General features: G+C 45.0%; 21 protein-coding genes. 2 read left to right on the forward strand and 19 right to left on the reverse strand.

Annotation, left to right across the window (positions count from 1 at the left end; translation table 11 throughout):
- Positions 1-140 precede the first annotated feature (140 nt).
- From ndk to trmJ, 11 genes are all read right to left on the reverse strand, one after another.
- A complete protein-coding gene (gene ndk / locus R7R78_RS21170; protein WP_042521171.1) occupies positions 141-566 on the reverse strand; it encodes a nucleoside-diphosphate kinase in 426 nt (141 codons plus the stop codon).
- A 95-nt stretch (positions 567-661) separates the two neighbouring features.
- Positions 662-1,960, reverse strand: coding sequence for an aminopeptidase PepB (pepB, locus tag R7R78_RS21175; RefSeq protein WP_206954192.1), 1,299 nt, complete (start codon positions 1,958-1,960; stop codon positions 662-664).
- 161 nt (positions 1,961-2,121) lie between these two features.
- Complete coding sequence (gene iscX / locus R7R78_RS21180) at positions 2,122-2,316, reverse strand: Fe-S cluster assembly protein IscX (protein ID WP_005381711.1); 195 nt, start codon at positions 2,314-2,316, stop codon at positions 2,122-2,124.
- Positions 2,317-2,360: 44 nt separating this feature from the next.
- Positions 2,361-2,699, reverse strand: coding sequence for an ISC system 2Fe-2S type ferredoxin (gene fdx / locus R7R78_RS21185; RefSeq protein WP_005381713.1), 339 nt, complete (start codon positions 2,697-2,699; stop codon positions 2,361-2,363).
- 13 nt (positions 2,700-2,712) lie between these two features.
- Positions 2,713-4,566, reverse strand: a complete 1,854-nt coding sequence (gene hscA / locus R7R78_RS21190) for a Fe-S protein assembly chaperone HscA (protein ID WP_017820567.1) — start codon at positions 4,564-4,566, stop codon at positions 2,713-2,715.
- Positions 4,567-4,587: 21 nt separating this feature from the next.
- Positions 4,588-5,103, reverse strand: a complete 516-nt coding sequence (gene hscB / locus R7R78_RS21195; protein ID WP_005381716.1) for a co-chaperone HscB — start codon at positions 5,101-5,103, stop codon at positions 4,588-4,590.
- Positions 5,104-5,158: 55 nt separating this feature from the next.
- Positions 5,159-5,482 carry an iron-sulfur cluster assembly protein IscA gene (gene iscA, locus R7R78_RS21200; RefSeq protein ID WP_005381717.1) on the reverse strand — a complete coding sequence of 108 codons (324 nt, stop codon included), beginning with the start codon at positions 5,480-5,482 and terminating at the stop codon, positions 5,159-5,161.
- Between the two features lie 70 nt (positions 5,483-5,552).
- Positions 5,553-5,936, reverse strand: coding sequence for a Fe-S cluster assembly scaffold IscU (gene iscU / locus R7R78_RS21205; protein WP_005381718.1), 384 nt, complete (start codon positions 5,934-5,936; stop codon positions 5,553-5,555).
- Between the two features lie 38 nt (positions 5,937-5,974).
- The gene (locus tag R7R78_RS21210; RefSeq protein ID WP_225474205.1) at positions 5,975-7,189 is read right to left on the reverse strand and encodes an IscS subfamily cysteine desulfurase; all 1,215 of its coding nucleotides are present in this window, start codon (positions 7,187-7,189) and stop codon (positions 5,975-5,977) included.
- Positions 7,190-7,217: 28 nt separating this feature from the next.
- The gene (gene iscR / locus R7R78_RS21215; RefSeq protein ID WP_005381720.1) at positions 7,218-7,724 is read right to left on the reverse strand and encodes a Fe-S cluster assembly transcriptional regulator IscR; all 507 of its coding nucleotides are present in this window, start codon (positions 7,722-7,724) and stop codon (positions 7,218-7,220) included.
- A gap of 125 nt (positions 7,725-7,849) precedes the next feature.
- Entirely contained in the window at positions 7,850-8,569 is a 720-nt protein-coding gene (gene trmJ, locus R7R78_RS21220; protein ID WP_005383693.1) for a tRNA (cytosine(32)/uridine(32)-2'-O)-methyltransferase TrmJ, read from the reverse strand.
- Positions 8,570-8,800: 231 nt separating this feature from the next.
- Between trmJ and suhB the strand changes: the two genes are divergently transcribed.
- Entirely contained in the window at positions 8,801-9,604 is an 804-nt protein-coding gene (gene suhB / locus R7R78_RS21225; RefSeq protein ID WP_005381722.1) for an inositol-1-monophosphatase, read from the forward strand.
- Between the two features lie 209 nt (positions 9,605-9,813).
- Here the strand turns inward: suhB and secF are convergent, their stop codons facing one another.
- The 6 genes from secF to R7R78_RS21255 form a co-directional block, all read right to left on the reverse strand.
- Entirely contained in the window at positions 9,814-10,761 is a 948-nt protein-coding gene (secF, locus tag R7R78_RS21230) for a protein translocase subunit SecF (protein ID WP_005383689.1), read from the reverse strand.
- Between the two features lie 14 nt (positions 10,762-10,775).
- Entirely contained in the window at positions 10,776-12,632 is a 1,857-nt protein-coding gene (secD, locus tag R7R78_RS21235) for a protein translocase subunit SecD (protein WP_005381724.1), read from the reverse strand.
- A 21-nt stretch (positions 12,633-12,653) separates the two neighbouring features.
- Complete coding sequence (gene yajC / locus R7R78_RS21240; protein WP_005381725.1) at positions 12,654-12,983, reverse strand: preprotein translocase subunit YajC; 330 nt, start codon at positions 12,981-12,983, stop codon at positions 12,654-12,656.
- A 177-nt stretch (positions 12,984-13,160) separates the two neighbouring features.
- Positions 13,161-14,297 (reverse strand): tRNA guanosine(34) transglycosylase Tgt, encoded by a 1,137-nt coding sequence (tgt, locus tag R7R78_RS21245; protein WP_005381727.1) that lies wholly within the window; start codon positions 14,295-14,297, stop codon positions 13,161-13,163.
- A gap of 147 nt (positions 14,298-14,444) precedes the next feature.
- A complete protein-coding gene (gene queA, locus R7R78_RS21250) occupies positions 14,445-15,497 on the reverse strand; it encodes a tRNA preQ1(34) S-adenosylmethionine ribosyltransferase-isomerase QueA (RefSeq protein WP_005381728.1) in 1,053 nt (350 codons plus the stop codon).
- A 268-nt stretch (positions 15,498-15,765) separates the two neighbouring features.
- On the reverse strand, positions 15,766-16,932 hold the full coding sequence (locus tag R7R78_RS21255; RefSeq protein ID WP_225474206.1) for a trypsin-like serine protease: 1,167 nt from the start codon (positions 16,930-16,932) through the stop codon (positions 15,766-15,768).
- Positions 16,933-17,244: 312 nt separating this feature from the next.
- Here R7R78_RS21255 and R7R78_RS21260 point away from each other — a divergent pair, with 312 nt between their 5' ends.
- Positions 17,245-17,694, forward strand: coding sequence for a CBS domain-containing protein (locus tag R7R78_RS21260; RefSeq protein WP_017820562.1), 450 nt, complete (start codon positions 17,245-17,247; stop codon positions 17,692-17,694).
- 123 nt (positions 17,695-17,817) lie between these two features.
- Here R7R78_RS21260 and aceA read toward each other — a convergent pair whose 3' ends face one another.
- Complete coding sequence (gene aceA, locus R7R78_RS21265) at positions 17,818-19,131, reverse strand: isocitrate lyase (RefSeq protein WP_005381733.1); 1,314 nt, start codon at positions 19,129-19,131, stop codon at positions 17,818-17,820.
- A gap of 120 nt (positions 19,132-19,251) precedes the next feature.
- Positions 19,252-20,880, reverse strand: a complete 1,629-nt coding sequence (aceB, locus tag R7R78_RS21270) for a malate synthase A (RefSeq protein ID WP_225474207.1) — start codon at positions 20,878-20,880, stop codon at positions 19,252-19,254.
- Between the last annotated feature and the right edge of the window lie 591 nt (positions 20,881-21,471).

Raw genomic sequence — 21,471 nt, forward strand, 5'->3', positions numbered from 1 at the left:
TGAGTAGTTTTACAGGCAAAGCCGAAACGGATGATAACCACCTACTGAAGTAGGTGGTTTAGGGCTGAAAATAAAAAACCTCGGACAAATCCGAGGTTGTTACGAACTAGATCATCACGCAAAAGTGATGCATGAACGAGTTAGCGAGAGAAAACTTCTGATTCAGGGAAGAAAAACTCAATTTCACGAGCGGCAGACTCAGGGCTATCGGAACCATGAACTGAATTGTGACGCATGCTGAGTGCGTAATCAGCACGCAAAGTGCCGCATGCCGCTTCCTCTGGGTTGGTTTTACCCATTAGCTCGCGGTAACGTGCAATCGCATTTTCACCTTCCAATACCTGAACCATAATAGGACCAGATGTCATGAACTCTTTTAGAGGAGGGAAAAACTCTTTACCTTCATGCTCTGCATAAAAGCCACTTGCCTGATCTTCTGTCAGGTGAACCATTTTGGCAGCGATGATACGTAGGCCAGCCTTTTCAATACGATTGTAGATTTCACCAATTAGGTTTCGCTCTACAGCATCAGGCTTAATGATTGAAAATGTTCTTTCTAGAGCCATAAAATTTCCTTTCTGTACTTGTAATAATAGTTGTGCTTTTAAAGTGACTTACTGGGTAAGAGCAGCACTCAAACAAGAGAGTGCCGCAATCAATCTTATTTTCCAGCTTGCTCATTGAGGAAACGAGCAAGTGTACGAACACCCATACCCGTTGCTCCCGCAGCCCATTTATCAGAAGCGGCTTTACGATACGTACCCGCACAGTCGAAATGTAACCAGCCTTTTTTGTAGTCCTCAACGAAGTAAGACAAGAATGCAGCTGCAGTACTTGCACCCGGAGAATAATCACCAGAGCTGATATTCGATAAATCGGCAAAATTAGATGGCAGCATTTCTCGATGGAAATCAGCAAGTGGTAGCGGCCACAAGCCTTCTTTTTCCTGGTTTGCCGCCGTAAGCGCTTGATGCGATAGCTCATCATCAAAGCTCATTAGCGCATGGTAATCGTTACCTAACGCATTCTTCGCTGCGCCTGTTAGCGTCGCGCAGTCAATAATTAACTCAGGCTTTTGCTCACTAGCGTAGATAAGACCGTCTGCAAGCACCAAGCGACCTTCCGCGTCGGTATTCATAATCTCAACGGTTTTGCCGTTTTTGTAAGTGATGATGTCGCCAAGCTTAAGGGCACGGCCAGAAACCATGTTCTCAGCACAACACAAGATCAGTTTTACGCGCTTGTTCAAACCGCGTAAGATAGCTAACCCTAGGCCACCAGTGATAGTACCCGAGCCACCCATATCTGCTTTCATTGCACTCATGAAGTTAGAAGGCTTCAAGCTGTAACCACCGGAATCAAAGGTGATGCCTTTACCCACAAGACATGCGAATACAGGTGCGTTTTCGTCACCAGTTGGGTTGTAGTCTAACTGAAGCATCGCAGAAGTACGCTCAGAACCACGGCCTACTGCGTAAATACCTTCCCAACCTTCTGCCAACAAGTCTTTGTCTTTGACGATACGTGCTGTCACCGTGCCTTTCGGCGCAACAGATTTAATGAATTCAGCAGCCATTGTCGCTAGCTGACGAGGAGCAACTTCTTCTGCCGTTTTGTTGATAATATCGCGGGTAAAATCAGTCGAAGTAATACGAGCTTGAAGCTCTGCTTGATCTTCATCAGACAATGCTGCCCACTCAACTGAGCCATGTTTTTTAGGGTTACGGAACCCTTGGTGGAAAGCCCATACGCTCTCTAGATCCCAGTTATCACCAGAAAGAAAAATAGAACGAATTCCTTGGCCATCTAGCTGACGAGCTGCACGTTGAATTGCGCCGAGATCATGACCTTCACCTAAGTGAATAGTTGCGCCGTTTTCAGCGAATGAAAGCAGTGCTTTTTCACCCCAATGTGGTGCTGCCGACTCTTGACTTAAAAATACAGACATCTGTGTAGACATGGTTTCTCCTTGTCTTATAGCAGCGTTGCCTACGCTGCTTCTTTTTAATAACTCACGGATGTTAGCATTATGTAGGGCAAAAATGTCAATTGGATAAAAAAACGGACCTAAAGGTCCGCTTTTTTTAGTAAGAATTGTTAACTAGGCTGTGTTTTACAGACTTAGTCCGCTTCGTCCATCCAGCACATGATAACGGCTTCTAGAATCTTTTCATTAGAACGGTTTGGCTCATCGTCAAACTCATCTAACTCCATGATCCATTGATGAAGATCGGTAAAACGCACTGTTTTTGGATCGACATCTGGAAACTTGTCACAAAGTTCAATCGCGATATCGCGAGAATCTGTCCATTTCATTGCTCATCTTCCTTTTGCTTCTTCCCTATATTGGGAAGATAGTTTTAGTGATCTTCTGAAGCGTGGTTTAGTGTGTATTTAGGAATTTCTACCACCAAGTCTTCATCAGCAATTCTCGCCTGACACCCTAGGCGTGACTCAGGCTCTAGACCCCACGCTTTATCTAGCATGTCGTCTTCTAGTTCTTCACTTTCTTCTAGTGAATCAAAACCTTCACGGATGATTACGTGGCAGGTAGTACACGCACATGACTTCTCACACGCATGTTCAATACCGATACCGTTTTTTAGCGCTACGTCTAGAACGGTGTCACCAGAGTTTGCTTCCAACACTGCACCTTCTGGGCACAAATCGTCGTGTGGTAATACAATAATCTTAGGCATAACTACTTATCTCTTATATATCGTCTACTGATTGACCTGACAACGCAGCTCGAATCGATTTATCCATACGGCGTGATGCGAAATCTTGGCTCGCTTTATCGGTATCTTTAATGCCTTGCTCTATCGCATCTGCATCATCACCATTACGCAGCTCAATCAAGGCTTCGATGGCTTTAATCAAGTTTTGTTTCTCTTGTTCTGATAGTAAGTCATCACCATCAGCTTGCATCGCTGCAATCAAACCTTCTATCACTCGGTCGGCTTCAACACGCTGCTCAGCTAAGGCACGAGCTTGCATGTCTTCTTTTGCGTGCGTCATTGAATCACGCAACATATCCGCCACTTCATTGTCACTTAAGCCGTAAGAAGGTTTTACTTGAATCTCTGATTGAACACCAGTGCTCTTCTCCATTGCCGTAACAGAAAGAAGGCCATCAGCGTCAACTTGGTAAGTCACGCGAATATGTGCCGCACCCGCTGCCATCGGAGGAATACCTTTTAACGAGAAGCGAGCAAGTGAACGACAGTCATCAACCATTTCACGTTCACCTTGTACCACATGAACACTCATCGCCGTTTGGCCATCTTTGAATGTGGTAAATTCTTGCGCACGCGCAACGGGAATCGTAGTGTTGCGGGGGATGATCTTCTCGACCAAACCACCCATGGTTTCAATACCGAGCGACAGTGGAATCACATCAAGAAGCAACATTTCAGAGTCAGGCTTGTTACCCGCGAGAATGTCTGCTTGGATACCCGCGCCGATTGCAACAACTTCATCAGGGTTAATGCTTGTCAGGGGTGTGCGACCAAAAAACTCGCCTACCATTTCACGAACCAGCAATGTACGGGTTGAGCCACCAACCATGACGACCTCGAGTACTTCATCTGCGTCGACATCCGCATCTTTTAATGCGCGACGACAAGACATCAGTGTTTTCTTCACTAGCGGACGAATCAGATCTTCGAACTGCTCGCGAGTCACGGTGCCTTTCCAACCAAAAACGTCAACGTCAACACTGTCTTGCTCAGAGAAAGCAATCTTAGCTTCAGTAGCAATGTTCAAAAGTGTACGGTTCTTTTCTGCAGAAAGCGGCGCTTCTAGACCCGCTTGCTCCATTAAATAATCGGCAAATAGATGGTCGAAGTCGTCACCGCCTAATGCAGAGTCGCCACCTGTTGCTAATACTTCAAATACGCCTTTCGATAAACGTAGGATAGAGATATCAAAAGTACCGCCACCTAGATCGTAAACCGCAATCACACCTTCTTGACCAGAGTCTAGGCCATAAGCAATTGCCGCAGCGGTTGGTTCATTAAGTAGACGGAGAACATGAAGACCAGCTAATTTCGCCGCATCTTTTGTACCTGCACGTTGCGCGTCATCAAAGTAAGCAGGAACGGTAATAACGACACCTGCTAACTCACCACCTAACGTATCTTCAGCTCGCTTACCCAATACTTTTAGGATGTCCGCAGATACTTCAATCGGGTTTTTGTCACCTTGAGGTGTTTGCAGAATTGGCAGGCCATTTTCACTCTCTTTAAAACGATAAGGAAGTGAAGAGTAACGGGACTGAATGTCCTTTAATGAACGACCGATCAAACGTTTTACAGAGATAATCGTGTTCTCTGGTTCAAACTCTGCTTTGGCTTTGGCTTCGTGGCCGACCGTTAACGTTTCCTCAGCGTAATTAACGACTGAAGGTAAAATAGTACGGCCCTGCTCGTCCGCAAGTGGAGTTGCATCGCCGCTACGTACAGAAGCAACCAAAGAGTTGGTAGTACCTAAGTCGATACCCGCTGCTAACTTATGCTCATGAGGTGCCGAGCTTTGGCCCGGTTCTGCGATTTGAAGTAGTGCCATGATAGGTCCTTGTCACGCTTACTAGCCGAGGAGTTTGTCTTCGACTAGCTCAATTTCGTTCTTTAGTTTGGCAATGAATTTTAGCTTACGAACTCGGTCTGCGGCTTCAGTCCATAGACCATCATCAAGCTCTTGCTCGACGCTTGCCAGATGCTGTTTGTACATTTTGCTGACCTTAGAGTCGAAGTCAAAAAGCGCCGATTCAGGATCGGACTTGTCAGCAATCTCTTCCAGTTCTTCGCGCAGTTCCATTTGCTCCATTAAGAACATCGGATCTTGCATTGTTTGCTGTTCACCTCGGATCTCAACACCTTGCTCTGCGAGGATATACTCGGCGCGAGAAATAGGATTTTTCAGAACTTGATAGGCATCGTTGATTTGCGCCGCCTTTTGCACCGCCATCAAACGGTCACGTTCTGAGCCCGTTGCAAAGTTATCCGGGTGGAAGCGTTTTTGTAGTTCTCGGAACTGAGAAGAAAGAAGGCTACCATCCAGCTTAAACTGACTTGGTAGCCCAAATAATTCAAAGTGATTCATTAAGTTCGGGTCCTAGTAAAGCCTTCCGGACTCGTTTGCCCAGAAGGACAATCAATTAGACGTTGAAGCTTTCACCACAACCACATTCACTTTTCGCGTTAGGGTTGTTGAATTCAAAACCTTCATTCAACCCTTCTTTCACGTAATCCAATTCAGTACCATCTAGGTACACTAAGCTCTTTTGATCGATGATAATTTTCACTCCAGAGAGTTCAAATACTTCGTCTTCTTCATTGAGCTCATCAACAAACTCAAGTACGTATGCCATGCCGGAACAACCAGTCGTCTTCACTCCAAGACGTAAACCGATACCTTTGCCTCGGTTATCTAGGAATGCTCTTACGCGACTTGCCGCTGATTCTGTCATTGTGATGGCCATACTGCACCTTAGTCTGTCTAAATTTCGATTGGAATGGGAGCGTCAAAGCTCCCATTATATTACGGAATAATTATTCTTGGTGTTTTTTCTTGTAGTCAGCAACCGCTGCTTTGATTGCATCTTCAGCAAGAATAGAACAGTGAACTTTCACTGGTGGAAGCTCTAGCTCTTCAGCAATCTCAGAGTTTTTAATTGCTGCCGCTTCATCAACTGACTTACCTTTTACCCACTCAGTTACTAGTGAGCTTGATGCGATTGCACTACCACAACCGTATGTTTTGAACTTCGCATCTTCGATGATACCTTCAGGTGTCACTTTGATTTGAAGCTTCATTACGTCACCACACGCAGGAGCGCCAACCATGCCGCTACCTACTGATGGATCTTCTTTATCGAATGAACCAACGTTACGTGGGTTTTCGTAGTGATCAATTACTTTTTCGCTGTATGCCATGATAAATTACCTCGAATCCTCTATTTCAATCCCTGAGATTAATGGTGAGCCCATTCAACAGTGCTCAAATCAATCCCTTCTTTGTACATATCCCATAGAGGAGACATGTCGCGTAGCTTAGTCACTGCAACGCGGATTTGTTCAATTGCGTAATCAATTTCTTCTTCAGTCGTGAAACGACCAAACGAGAAACGAACCGAGCTGTGAGCCAATTCGTCATCCATGCCTAGGGCACGAAGAACGTAAGAAGGCTCAAGGCTTGCAGACGTACAAGCACTACCAGAAGATACCGCTAGATCTTTAAGCGACATTAGTAGTGATTCACCTTCTACGAATGCGAAACTGATGTTTAGGTTGTGTGGTACACGCTGCTCAAAGTCACCGTTTACCGTCACTGCTTCTAAGTCTTTCACGCCATCAAAAAGACGGTTACGAAGCGCTAAAGCATGATCGTAATCTTTTTGCATGTCTTCTTTTGCAATGCGGAATGCTTCACCCATACCTACGATTTGGTGAGTAGCAAGTGTACCAGAGCGGAAACCACGCTCATGACCGCCACCGTGCATTTGCGCTTCAAGACGAATACGAGGCTTACGACGTACGTAAAGTGCACCGATACCTTTAGGGCCGTATACTTTGTGAGCAGAAAGTGAAATTAGATCAACTTTCATCTCTTGAACGTCGATTGGTAATTTACCTGCAGATTGCGCTGCATCCACGTGGAAAACAATTTTACGCTCACGGCACAGTTCGCCGATCGCTGTAATGTCTTGAACCACACCAATCTCGTTGTTTACATGCATAATAGACACAAGCACGGTGTCATCACGCATGGCTGCTCTAAGCTTCTCTAGATCGATCAAGCCATTTGATTCTGGCTCAAGGTAAGTCACTTCAAAGCCTTCACGCTCAAGTTGACGACATGGGTCAAGAACGGCTTTGTGCTCTGTTTTACAAGTGATTACGTGCTTGCCTTTCTTCGAGTAAAAGTGCGCTGCACCTTTAATCGCAAGGTTGTCTGATTCTGTCGCACCAGATGTAAATACGATTTCGCGAGGATCTGCATTTAGAAGATCAGCAATTTGCTCACGAGCAGTATCGACCGCTTCTTCTGCCTGCCAGCCGTAACGGTGCGAACGTGACGCTGGGTTGCCAAATGTGCCATCCATTGTCATGTACTGAACCATTTTTTCAGCAACACGTGGATCAACTGGACATGTAGCGGAATAATCAAGATAAATCGGCAGTTTCATTCTCTACTCCAATGTAAAAAGCTGACCGCTAAGAGCGGACGTTTACACCGATGGGCGCGGCGGTTGTATTTTTGTTTGATAGCCCATGGGTTACCGCCAGATCAATGTCCTGACGATCAGAAATTTCGAGTACTTCATTGTCTGTCATCAACTCACCAAGAGTGATGTTATTCAAAAAGTCACTAATGCGAGAGCTTAGGTCACGCCACAGCGTGTGAGTAAGGCAACGTGTTCCACCTTGGCAATCTCCTTTACCTTGGCATTTGGTTGCATCTACTGACTCATCAACGGCAGCAATCACGGTACCAATAGCGATACTGTGAGCGTCGGCACCAAGTCGGTAACCACCACCAGGACCACGAACGCTGGCAACGAGACCTGCTTTACGCAATTTTGAAAATAGCTGCTCTAAGTAAGAGAGCGAGATCCCTTGACGCTCTGAAATATCAGCCAGAGGTACAGGGTTTTGTTGCGAATGCAGTGCCACATCCAGCATGGCTGTCACCGCATATCTTCCTTTAGATGTAAGTTTCATACCACACCGTATCCACATGGTTTGTAATGGTTAAGATTTTTCCATACCTGAGTAATTTGGTCAAGTATTTATTTGACCATTTTACTCAGGTATTCATCCTTACACCTAAAGTGGTTATTATTTACTCAGAACTTCTTTTCTATCGAAGTCAAAACGCCTCGTAGAATATTAAGTTCTTGGGTTTCTGGTCGAGCACGAGAGAACAAACGGCGCAACTTATTCATCACCTGTCCAGGTTGCTCTTTGTTAATAAACTGGGTCTCAACCATCACCTTTTCAAGATGCTCGAAGAACATTTCAAGTTCTCGATGACGCGGGTATTCTTCCGATTCATTTGGGGAAAACTGGCTTTGCTCTAAGTTCAAGTGTGCAACTCGCACTTCGTAACTGAGAGTTTGTACAGCCATCGCTAGGTTAAGCGAGCTGTACTCAGGATTAGCGGGAATACAAACATGGTAGTGGCACTTTTGTAGCTCTTCGTTTGTCAAACCAGTTCTTTCTCGGCCAAACACGAGCGCAACAGGATGTTTTCGGCCTTCAACTGCAAATTTCTCACCGCATTCACGTGGCTCGAGCATTGGCCATTCTAATGTACGAGAGCGGGCGCTAGAACCCACAACAAGGCCACAATCTTCAACCGCTTCTTCTAATGTGCCGACAATCTTTGCATTTTGAGCAATATCACCAGCACCCGCAGCTAAAGCAAGAGTTTGTTCATCCACTTCACATTGTGGATCGACTAATACTAGTTGGTTTAAACCCATCACTTTCATTGCTCGAGCTGCTGAGCCAATATTGCCTGAATGAGAGGTACCTACGAGTACAATTTTTACTTGATCCAACATCTGTGTTTGCTACCTAAATTAAAACCGCAGAATGTTATCATAGTTTTTTAAGACACCCTAGAGGCAAGCAGACCTCTCTTCTCATTCTTGGTTATTGTTCTCGTCCGCAGTATGCTCTGTACACTCAACCAGCCGCATTTAGAACAAAAAATAACCACTTCCCTTTTTAATTATCTCTGGTATACTCGCCGCCGCTTTCATTTGTTCTTTAACATCCGTTGGGAAATTCGTATGCATCCAATGCTAAACATTGCTATTCGCGCTGCGCGAAAGGCAGGCAATCATATTGCTAAATCATTAGAAAACACTGATAAAGTAGAATCTACTCTTAAAGGCACTAATGACTTTGTCACTAACGTAGACAAAGAAGCAGAATACATCATCATCGATACTATCAAGCAGTCTTACCCTGAGCACTGTATCGTTGCTGAAGAACAAGGTCTTATCGAAGGTAAAGATAAAGACGTACAATGGATCATCGACCCACTGGATGGCACCACTAACTTTGTAAAAGGTTACCCAACTTTCGCGGTTTCTATCGCTGTTCGTATTAAGGGCAAAACTGAAGTTGCTTGTGTTTACGATCCAATGCAAAATGAGCTATTCACTGCACAACGCGGTGCCGGCGCTCAACTAAACAGTGCACGTATTCGTGTTGCTCAACTAAAAGACCTTCAAGGTACTGTTCTAGCAACAGGCTTCCCATTCAAGCAGAAACAACACGCTGAGTCTTACATCAAGATCGTTGGTGCGCTATTCACTGAATGTGCTGATTTCCGTCGTAGCGGCTCTGCTGCTCTTGACCTTTGTTACGTGGCTGCTGGCCGTGTTGATGGTTACTTCGAGCTAGGCCTAAAACCTTGGGATATGGCAGCAGGTGAGCTTATTGCTCGTGAAGCTGGCGCAATCCTAACTGACTTTGCTGGCGGCACTGACTACATGAAGTCTGGTAACATCGTTGCTTCAAGCGCTCGTGGAGTAAAATCTATCCTTAAGCACATTCGCGAAAACGGTAACAGCGCGATCCTTAAGTAAGATTTGAAAGTCATATCTAGCCCGTCACGCTGATGACTTTAGAAAGCCCCGCTCAATGAGCTGGGCTTTTTTGTATCTACTGCTCCGTATCGACTTAGCTGTAGCTGAAGGCTCTTCATACAGAGAGGCTCTACAAGCTCACTACTCTATTCAGATACAAAAAAACCGCTGATTGTTCAGCGGTTTTTGTTTCCGGTTCTCAATCTGCCTTATGGCATTTCGTCGAACTCTGCACCTTCTTTTTCTACTTGAGGTGGCATCAAGTGCTCTTTCTGGATACCCAGTTTTAGAGCCAGTGCTGATGCTACGTAGATAGAAGAGTAAGTACCTACAGTGATACCGAGTAAAAGTGCGGTTGCAAAGCCGTGAATCATAGCACCACCCTGCATGAACAGTGCAATTACCACGAACAACGTCGTACCAGATGTAATCAATGTACGGCTCAATGTTTGAGTGATTGAAGCGTCCATAATGTCTGAAGGTTCGCCCTTACGCATCTTACGGAAGTTTTCACGAATCCGGTCAAATACAACGATGGTATCGTTGAGTGAGTAGCCCACAACCGTCAGTAGCGCAGCTACGATAGTCAGGTCAACTTCAATTTGTAGAAACGAAAAGACACCTAGCGTGATAATTATATCGTGAGCCAATGCCATTACCGCACCAGCCGCTAGACGCCATTCAAATCGCATCGATACATAAAGCAGGATACAGATCAGCGATACCAAGATCGCTAGACCACCAGCTTCTGTTAGCTCATCACCAACGTTGGGACCTACGAACTCAATACGACGCATTTCTACGCTTTCGCCAGTACCATCTTTGATAGCACCAATGATTTGGTTACCTAGCGTTTCACCAGAAACGTCATCACGTGGACGAAGACGGACCATGACTTCACGAGCACTACCGAAGTTTTGTACTGTCGCATCGCCAAAGCCTTTTGAATCTAGTGCTGCACGAATCTCTTCAAGGTTTGCTGGCTGTTCAAAACCGACCTCGATAAGCGTACCGCCAGTGAAATCTAGACCCCAATTAAGCCACTTGGTTGACAAAGTGAAGATAGAAGCAGCAATCATTATAATTGAAAAAACGAATGCTACTTTCGACCAACGCATAAAGCCGATCGTCTTCTCTGCTTTTAGAATTTGAAACATATTAATTCCCAGCCTTAGATCGACAATTTATCAACGCGTTTGCCACCGTAGATCAGGTTCACGATACAACGTGTACCAATAATGGCGGTGAACATTGAAGTTAAGATACCGATAGATAGAGTAACTGCGAAACCTTTCACCGCACCTGTACCGACCGCAAATAGAATGATTGCAGTAATTAGTGTTGTGATGTTCGCATCAGCAATCGTGCTGAATGCATTCGCGTAACCTTGGTGAATCGCTTGTTGTGGACTGCGTCCATCACGAATCTCTTCACGGATACGCTCGAAGATCAGTACGTTCGCATCAACCGCCATACCGACTGTTAACACGATACCGGCTATCCCCGGAAGCGTCATGGTAGCGCCTGGAATCATCGACATAACACCAATGATAAGCACTAAGTTTGCCATTAGAGCGATGTTTGCAATCAAACCAAAGCCGCGGTAGTAAAGCAGCGTAAATAGCATTACGGCAACCATACCCCAGATACATGCTTGGATACCCATATCGATGTTTTGCTGGCCCATTGATGGACCAATGGTACGTTCTTCAACGATAGAGATAGGTGCAATCAGTGCACCAGCACGTAGTAGAAGTGCTAGGTTGTGTGCTTCTGCAGCAGAATCGATACCTGTGATACGGAAGTTACGACCAAGAGCCGATTGAATCGTTGCTTGGTTGATGACTTCTTCATGCTTATCCAGAATAACTTTGCCTTCAGGCGTACGACGGCCACTGTCTTTGTATTCTGCAAACACGGTAGCCATTAGCTTACCAATGTTCTTCTTAGAGAACGCAGACATCTTATTACCACCTTCGCTGTCTAGCGAGATGTTAACTTGTGGACGACCATATTCATCAACACTTGAGCTTGCATCTGTGATGCTTTGACCGCCAAGAATAACGCGCTTCTTAAGCACAACTGGGCGACCATCACGGTCCATCTTGATTTCACTACCTGCTGGCGCACGACCATTTGCCGCTGCCGATAGGTCAGCTTTATCATCAACTTCGCGGAATTCAAGCGTTGCCGTAGCTCCGAGAATTTCTTTTGCACGAGCAGTATCTTGAACACCAGGCAGTTCAACTACAATGCGACTAGCACCTTGACGTTGAACCAATGGTTCCGCAACACCTAGTTCGTTGACACGATTACGTAAAATCGTAATGTTTTGCTCAACAGCATAGTTACGGATCTCTTGTAAACGTTGCTCAGTAAAGGTTGCAGTAAGAGCGTAACGGCCATTTGAATCAGAATCGACAAAAATCATGTCCGGGTGATTCTTTTCTAGCGTTGCTTTCGCTTCTGCTAATTGCTCTTCGTTACGCAACAACACTTCTACCGCTTCTTTTCCAGAAGGGCGGATTGCACGGTAACGAATCTTGGCGTCACGAAGTTCGCTACGGAAAGCTTCTTCTTGTTGACCAACAAGCTTTTCCATCGCTGCATCCATATCCACTTCCATTAAGAAGTGAACACCACCGCGAAGGTCAAGACCTAGCTTCAATGGTGACGCGCCAATCGCTTCTAGCCAATCGGGTGTAGAAGGTGCAAGGTTAAGTGCAACAATTGTGTCTTTGCCTAGCGCTTCGCTGATGACATCACGAGCACTGATTTGTGTGTCAGTGTCGTTAAAACGAACAAGAATTGATCCATCTTCGAGAGCAATGGATTTATGAGAAAGTTGCTCTTTGTTAAGAGCAGTAGTGACAGCATCCAGCGTTGACATATCTACAGAGGCGCCACGCGCCCCTGTAACTTGAATAGCCGGATCTTCACCGTAGATATTTGGAAGTGCGTATAACGCAGCGGTGATGATGGCAAAAAGCACCATCAAGTACTTCCATAATGGATAACGGTTTAGCACAGCGAGGATCCTTTAGCTGTTTTATAGAGACTTAAGCGTACCTTTTGGTAGCACTGCAGTGATGAAGTCTTTCTTGATTACTACTTCATTGTTCGCGTTAAGCTCAATTGAAATGTAGTCATTGTCTTCAGCAATCTTAGTGATTTTACCCACTAGGCCACCGCTAGTTAAAACTTCGTCGCCTTTGCCCATAGAAGCCATTAGGTTTTTGTGTTCTTTTACGCGTTTCGCTTGTGGGCGGTAAATCATGAAGTAAAAGATCACTGCGAACATGCCAAGCATGATTAGCATTTCAAAACCACCGCCTGCTGGCGCGCCTTCTGCTGCTGCGTGAGCCTGAGAAATAAACATTAAAACATCCTCATTATATTTTATTGATAATCAAACAAATTGGGCTTTCGCATTTTAGATTCAAGTCTGAGAGTAACTAATAGAGATCGCTCTCTCAAAAATAACGTGCGTTAGCCTACTTTATTAGCAAAAGCCTCTGGCGACATGCCAAAGGCTTTAATTCTTTTAGTTTTTCAATTACTGCTCTTTTGCTAGTGGTGGCACTTCACGGCCACGACGCTCATAGAACTCAGTAACAAATTCATCGAAGCGATCTTCATCAATTGCTTTACGAATGCTTTCCATCAGACGCTGGTAGTAACGCAGGTTATGGATTGTATTCAAGCGAGCGCCTAAGATTTCATTACAACGCTCTAAATGGTGAAGGTACGACTTGCTGTAGTTTTGACAAGTGTAACAGTCACAATGCGGATCCAATGGTGTTGTATCCGTTTTATGTTTCGCATTACGGATCTTGATCACACCACCAGTCACAAATAAGTGACCATTACGTGCGTTACGCGTTGGCATTACACAGTCAAACATGTCGATACCACGACGAACACCTTCAACCAAATCTTCTGGCTTACCAACGCCCATCAAGTAGCGAGGTTTGTCTTCAGGAAGTTGAGGACAAGTATGCTCAAGAATACGGTGCATGTCTTCTTTAGGCTCACCTACTGCCAAACCACCAACCGCATAACCGTCAAAACCGATTTCCGTTAGACCTTTTACCGACACATCACGTAAATCTTCGTAAACACCACCTTGAACAATACCAAATAGGTTGTTCGGGTTTTCTAGCTTCTCGAAATGGTCACGTGAACGCTGTGCCCAGCGTAATGACATTTCCATCGATTTCTTCGCTTCATCGTGTGTCGCTGGGTAAGGCGTACACTCGTCAAAAATCATAACGATGTCAGAGCCCAGGTCTTTTTGAATTTCCATCGACTTTTCTGCGTCCATGAAAATCTTGTCACCGTTTACTGGGTTACGAAAGTGAACACCCTCTTCAGTGATCGTACGCATCTTACCAAGGCTGAATACTTGGAAGCCGCCTGAATCAGTAAGAATAGGACCGTGCCAGTTCATAAAATCGTGCAGGTCACCGTGCATTTTCATCACTTCTTGACCAGGACGTAGCCACAGGTGGAACGTATTACCTAGCAGAATTTCTGCACCAGTACCTTTTACTTCTTCTGGTGTCATACCTTTAACGGTACCGTAAGTACCTACTGGCATGAACGCAGGAGTTTGAACAGTGCCGCGTTCGAAAGTCAGTTGACCACGACGTGCATTGCCGTTTTTCTTCTTAAGATCGAATTTTAATTTCACGATGCCTCCGGGTGTCAGAGAAACAGTCTGACTGAGTGTTTAGGGCTCTACCCTACTTTAAGGAGCGGTCGCTTTTCCTTGCGAGAGACAAAGCAATGGATGCTTTATTTCCTAGCTTACTGCTAGCACTCGTAAATCTACTTTTAACTACGCTGTTTTCTTCTTGATGAACATTGAATCGCCATACGAGAAGAAACGGTATTTGTTTTCCACCGCATGTTTGTAAGCATTCATGGTGTTCTCGTATCCAGCAAATGCACTCACCAACATGATCAGTGTTGATTCAGGCAAGTGGAAGTTTGTGATCAAGCAATCCACCAGCTGATATTCGTAACCAGGGAAAATAAAGATTTCTGTATCGCCAAAGAATGGGGCCAGCTCAGTCCCTTTTTGCAATGCGTCTTGCGCTGCACTTTCAAGTGAACGCACAGATGTGGTACCAACAGCAATAATTCGTCCGCCACGCGCTTTCGTCGCTTTAATTGCTTCGACGACTTCTTGTGGTACTTCTACGTACTCGGCATGCATGTGGTGATCGTTGATATTTTCCACTTTTACTGGCTGGAATGTACCCGCCCCAACGTGCAAAGTAACGTAAGCAAACTCTGCACCTTTCGCTTTGATTTTCTCCAAGAGAACATCATCAAAGTGAAGGCCCGCTGTCGGTGCCGCAACCGCACCTGGCTTTTGATTATATACCGTTTGGTAACGCTCTTTATCTGCATCTTCGTCTGGACGGTCGATGTAAGGAGGAAGCGGCATATGGCCGATTTCTTCCAGAATTTCTAGTACCGTCTTATCAGAACTAAATTTCAGTTCAAATAAAGCATCATGGCGTGCAACCATTTCTGCTGAATATTCATCATTCTCGCCAACAATAATGGTTGTACCTGGTTTTGGTGATTTAGAGCAACGAACGTGCGCGAGGATGCTTTTCTCATCCAACATGCGCTCCACTAGCACTTCTAATTTACCGCCCGACTCCTTGCGGCCAAAAAGACGAGCAGGAATAACACGAGTATTATTAAACACCACTAAGTCACCGGGTTGAACTTGGCCCAATACATCAGTAAATGTGCCATCAATGAGCTCTCCGGTATTGCCGTCCATTTGCAGCAGTCGGCTAGCGGTACGCTCTGGTTGAGGGTAGCGAGCGATGAGTTCATCTGGAAGGTCGAAATGGAAATCTGATACTTGCATGTTACTTGTCTTATCTATTGGTCAAATCACGTCTAGGCGACGATAAAATTGCGACGAGTTTTTCGCAGCAGACTAGTATATGTTTACATGCTGCAATAGCAAGCAAATCACCAGAATATAGCAGTAAAAGCCATGGTGAAGAGTGTAATAAAACGTGAAAAGCCTCGATTACTTGGCACTATTTTTAATTTGAGCCCAAAAGAGAAAACATGAAAAAAGCAAAGCAGCGTATACCGCTGCTTATTAGTTTGGCATTCCAATCGCCCTATCAAACCTCACGCTTTCGCCACAAGAATAACGGCACGAATAAACCCAATAACCAAAACCCTAGACTGCCACCTTCATCATCTGAGCCTTTGAAATCACAGTTATTGGTCGCAATGCCATCGTGACACTCTTTATTGTCACCACTTTCATTGTTAGCACTTTTGATAAAATTCGGCGCAATGATGTAACGACTTGGTGGCGCATCGGCAGTGATGTAAGACTGTACCCAGTCGTAATAGTGGCTCACCTTGGTGTAGAAACTTGGGATCGTCAAAGAGCCACACGTTGGTAGAATAAGGGGGCCGCCACTAACAATACCAATTTGTTTGCCGGTCGCCACATCGACCAACGGGCCACCACTGTCACCTTTACATGCAGAGTTGCCATATTGAGTATGGCTATCTGGCTCCAATACATGGTTTTGTGTTGGTAGCGTACAAATTTTGGTTTGGTTGTCTCTTGAATCAATGATCCCCGGAAAACTGCTGCCAATTTCTAAACGCTCATAACATTTGTCGATGGGTAAAAATGTGCTAATGGTGGTTTTGAGCGTATTAGAAGGTTCAGAAGCATCCGGCTGAGTAGCCCCCCATCCAAACACTTGCACATTTTCGACACGTTGATTGGTCAGGTAATTATCGTTCCAATCCGCCACCAAACGTGCTTCGATACTCTCCATGTCAACTTTACTCGCTAGGTCAGCAAAGCTCGCGTTTGCCACTGGGCGCGTGAGATACAGCAACGCGATGTCTGAATCTAAACCGGTTTGGATAGGTTTCACGTTGCCATTACTGTCGGTCTCAGCTTTTGAAATCCGGGTGTAATCCGGATGAACCACAATGTGAGACACCGGATAGAAGTTATCAAGCCCTGCAGAATTAAGTTCATACACATTCGCATTCACCGACAGCTCACCCGGCGGGGTCACATAGTAGGTTGCTTCATTGGTTCCTTGTCCCATCACCACACAGTGCGCCGCAGTCAGTACCCATTGCTCTGTCAGCATCGTTCCACCACACAGCGGAAACTCTGCCATATTACTTGCTCGCAAAGTAACGCGGTCAACAGGATCGGTTTGTTCATCTCCTAACACAATCGCCTGTGTTGATGGCACACTGAATGCCGCCACTGCCAGCGCAATAAGTTTGTTACACGTTGTTCGTTTCATCTAGGTCGCTGTCTTCAATTTGGTAAGCCTGGACGTATCTTCTTCGAGAGAAGAATCTTGGAAAATCCAGCGAATAAAAATGTGCGATTCAATTCATTGGATTACCTTGGGAACACATTCAATATCAACTAAAAATGCCAATTGACTCGCACACAAACCGACTTATTCAAATTAATAAAAACACCAATAAAACACAGATTACGCAGCCCATCAGCATTGTGCTATTTAATTGATGAAAAACGAGTTAGCTCCCAGATATACAGAAAAATATTCTCTATATTTAAGAGAAGGACAATGCCGCTGGAGGTCTCTATGATCAAGGTTGAAGACATGATGACTCGTAATCCTCATACCTTACTGCGCACGCACACCTTGCGTGATGCAAAAAGCATGATGGATGCGCTTGATATTCGACACATTCCGGTTGTTGATGCCAATAACCACTTACAAGGCTTGGTGACTCAACGCGACATTCTTGCTGCTCAAGAATCGAGCTTGCACCCAGATGAGGCTGAACAATCTTTTACTTTAGACACACCGCTCTACGAAATGATGCACACCAACATCATGACGGCAGAGCCGATCGCGGGGCTCAAAGAGAGCGCTATCTATATGCAAAAGCATAAAGTTGGCTGTCTACCTGTTGTCACCAAAGGTCGATTGGTCGGCATTATTACTGATAGTGACTTCGTGACGATTGCGATTAACTTATTGGAACTACAAGAAGAAGTGGAACCTGAAGAAATCGAGCAGGAAGAATAGTACGCAAGCGTATTCTCTTTGTTGTAAGTTTCGTTTTTACACCGGTTAAACGAAAAAAGAGCGGCAGGGTTGCCGCTCAAAATGCCATTACTGACGCTGATTAAGGAAGTGTTTCTCTGCCAATTAGAATTGGTCTTCTTCGGTCGAACCTGTCAATGCTGTCACTGAAGAGTTACCACCTTGGATAGTATTGGTCATTCTATCGAAGTAACCTGTACCTACTTCTTGTTGGTGCGCAACAAACGTATAACCTTTTTCAGCCGCTTGGAATTCAGGACGCTGAACTTTCTCAACATAATGACGCATACCTTCACCTTGAGCGTAAGCGTGTGCCAGTTCAAACATGTTGAACCACATGTTGTGAATGCCTGCTAGCGTGATGAATTGGTACTTGTAGCCCATGTCTGCAAGCTCTTGTTGGAACTTAGCAATGGTTTCTGCATCTAGGTTTTTCTCCCAGTTGAATGAAGGCGAGCAGTTGTACGCCAACAATTGATCTGGGTATTCAGCGTGAATTGCTTCTGCAAACTTACGTGCTTCTTCCAAACATGGCGTAGCCGTTTCACACCAAATCAAGTCTGCATATGGTGCGTAAGCCAGACCGCGAGAAATCGCTTGGTCGATACCCGCGCGAACGCGGTAGAAACCTTCTTGAGTACGCTCACCTTCAATAAAGTCTTTATCATATGGGTCGCAATCTGAAGTAATGAGATCCGCCGCATTCGCATCAGTACGAGCAATAACTAATGTTGTTGTACCCGCTACGTCAGCAGCCAAACGAGCTGCAACGAGCTTTTGTACCGCTTCTTGCGTAGGAACTAATACCTTACCACCCATATGACCACACTTTTTCACCGATGCTAACTGGTCTTCAAAGTGAACGCCCGCGGCACCGGCTTCGATCATCGATTTCATTAGTTCGTAAGCGTTAAGCACACCACCAAAGCCCGCTTCAGCATCCGCTACGATAGGTAGGAAGTAATCAATACCACCTTCATCTTCAGGCGTCTTACCAGCAGCCCACTGAATTTGGTCTGCACGACGGAATGAGTTGTTGATGCGTTTTACTACTGACGGTACAGAATCTACTGGGTAAAGAGATTGGTCTGGATACATCGTCGAGGCGGTGTTGTTATCCGCCGCTACCTGCCAGCCTGACAAGTAAATCGCTTCAATACCTGCTTTAGCTTGTTGAACCGCTTGACCACCCGTTAGCGCACCAAGACAGTTTACGTAACCTTTTTTCGCACTACCGTTGACCAGTGACCAAAGTTTGTCTGCACCACGTTGTGCAATTGTGTTTGCAGGCACCATAGAGCCACGCAGTTCCACCACTTCCTCGGCAGTGTAAGTACGCTTCACATTTTTCCAGCGTGGATTAGTTGCCCAGTCTTTTTCAAGAGCTTCAATTTGTTGGCGGCGAGTTAAGTTAGTCATTGGTCTATCCCTCTTTATAATTTGCACTTTATGCGTGTGCGTTGAGTTTCCGTTCTCAGGCAGTACTTCCCTATCTGCCTTGAAAATCCTTCACGTTATTGGTGTTACAGTTATTCTTTATTAATCCAGGTAGTCATAACCAGGAACTGTCAAAAAGTTGGTCAGTTCATCGCTCGTCGTGAGCCTTGCCATTAAGTCTGCTGTTTCTTCAAATCGACCCGCATGGTAGCGCTGCTCGCCAATTTCTTGCTTCACGACTTCAATCTCCTCTTTGAGATAGAGCTCGAACAGCTCTTTAGTGACCTTTAATCCGTTGTCTAGCGACTTGCCGTGTTGAATCCATTGCCAGATAGAGGCGCGTGAGATTTCTGCCGTTGCTGCGTCTTCCATCAGTCCGTAAATCGGCACACAACCATTGCCAGAAATCCAAGCTTCGATGTATTGCAGCGCAACGCGAATATTGTGGCGCATTCCGCCTTCAGTGCGCTCGCCTTCACAAGGCTCAAGCAGTTCAGCTGCTGTAATAGGCTCATCCTCTGCACGGCTCACATCCAACTGGTTGGTGCGTTCACCCAGCACAGCACTAAAGACTTCCATAGCAGTGTCAGCCAAACCTGGATGAGCCACCCAAGTACCGTCGTGGCCGTTGTTAGCTTCTAACGATTTGTCAGTCTGGATCTTGTCTAATACTTTTTGATTCTCTTTCGGGTCTTTAGCTGGGATAAATGCGGCCATTCCTCCCATCGCGAAAGCACCTCGTTTATGGCAAGTACGTACCAATAATCGCGAGTAAGCGTTTAAGAATGGCTTGTCCATCGTTACCACTTGACGATCTGGCAGTACTCGGTCTGAGTGTTTTTTCAATGTTTTGATATAGCTAAAGATGTAATCCCAGCGACCACAGTTCAAACCAACGATGTGTTCTTTAAGCGAGAACAGAATCTCGTCCATTTCGAATACCGCTGGTAAGGTTTCAATCAGCACAGTCGCTTTGATGGTGCCTGTATCCAAACCGAAATAGTCTTCCGTGAAATGGAACACTTCGCTCCACCACTTCGCTTCGTGATGCGATTGCAGTTTTGGAAGGTAGAAATAAGGGCCGCTGCCTTTTTGAAGTAACGCTTTGTAGTTGTTATAGAAATACAGAGCGAAATCGAATAGCGCACCTGGAATGATCTGACCGTGCCACGTAACGTGTTTTTCTTTTAAATGAAGGCCGCGAACACGGCAGATCAACACCGCTGGGTCATCTTCCAGCTGATAATGTTTGCCATTGCCAGGATTGGTGTAACTGATGGTGCCATTAACAGCATCGCGCAAGTTAATTTGACCATCTAGCACTTTACTCCATGCAGGAGACATTGAATCTTCGAAGTCTGCCATGAACACTTTTACATTCGCATTCAGTGCGTTAATCACCATCTTGCGGTCAGTTGGTCCGGTAATCTCCACACGGCGATCTTGCAGATCTTGTGGGATTCCTAGGATCTTCCAACTTCCTTCACGGATGTCTTGTGTCTCTGGTAGAAAATCTGGTAGCTCACCAGCATCAATACGTGCTTGCTTCTCTTCTCTTGCTTCCAGCAACTGTTCAACACGTCCGGCAAATTTTTCACACAGTAGAGATAAAAAGGTTTGGGCTTCAACAGGGAAAATTGCTTGATGTTCTGGAGCAACGACTCCATTCACCTCAAGCATGCCTTGGGTTTGCTTTAGTTGTTGTGTTTTTTGTTCTGTCTGAGCAAGCATAATCATTCATCCTTAACGTGCTTTATCAATCTTGGGCAGTCAGCGTAAAGCTACATTTGTAAGTTATGAACAACAAATTACATCCTTTAACTTTGTGTTCAACTCGTATAGCCATGTCGATAGATTGCGTAATGCTACGTGTATTTTCAATCTAGACATAAGTCGTATCGGCCTTTAAATAAGCTATATCAACAAGGGGTTTAGTGAAACCCCCAATATAAATAAAACAGAAAATTCAAAGTTTTATTCCGCAAGGTAAAAACCATCTATCAAGCGCCTTATTTTGTAAGTTATTACGTAATAAAATTACATTAAATTTAAAGTCGTTTTATCATTTCAAACAAGCGTATGAATATAGACTGGTAAACAAACACCTTGTATTCACAAGGGCTGAAGAGATGTATTTAAACAGGGGTCAAACAAGGTATGCAGGGCTTTGTGTAAAATTAACATTGTGAAATTTCACTATTTTATGAAAGCTTCATCAAAGAAGAGCTGTAAAATTTTACAAGTCAAAGTTTACCAACAGAATAAAATACTAGAAAGCGCACTGTTTCCAGTGCGCTTTTAGATAAATAATGGAGAAGTAAG

The organism is Vibrio sp. 2134-1, from assembly GCF_033339495.1.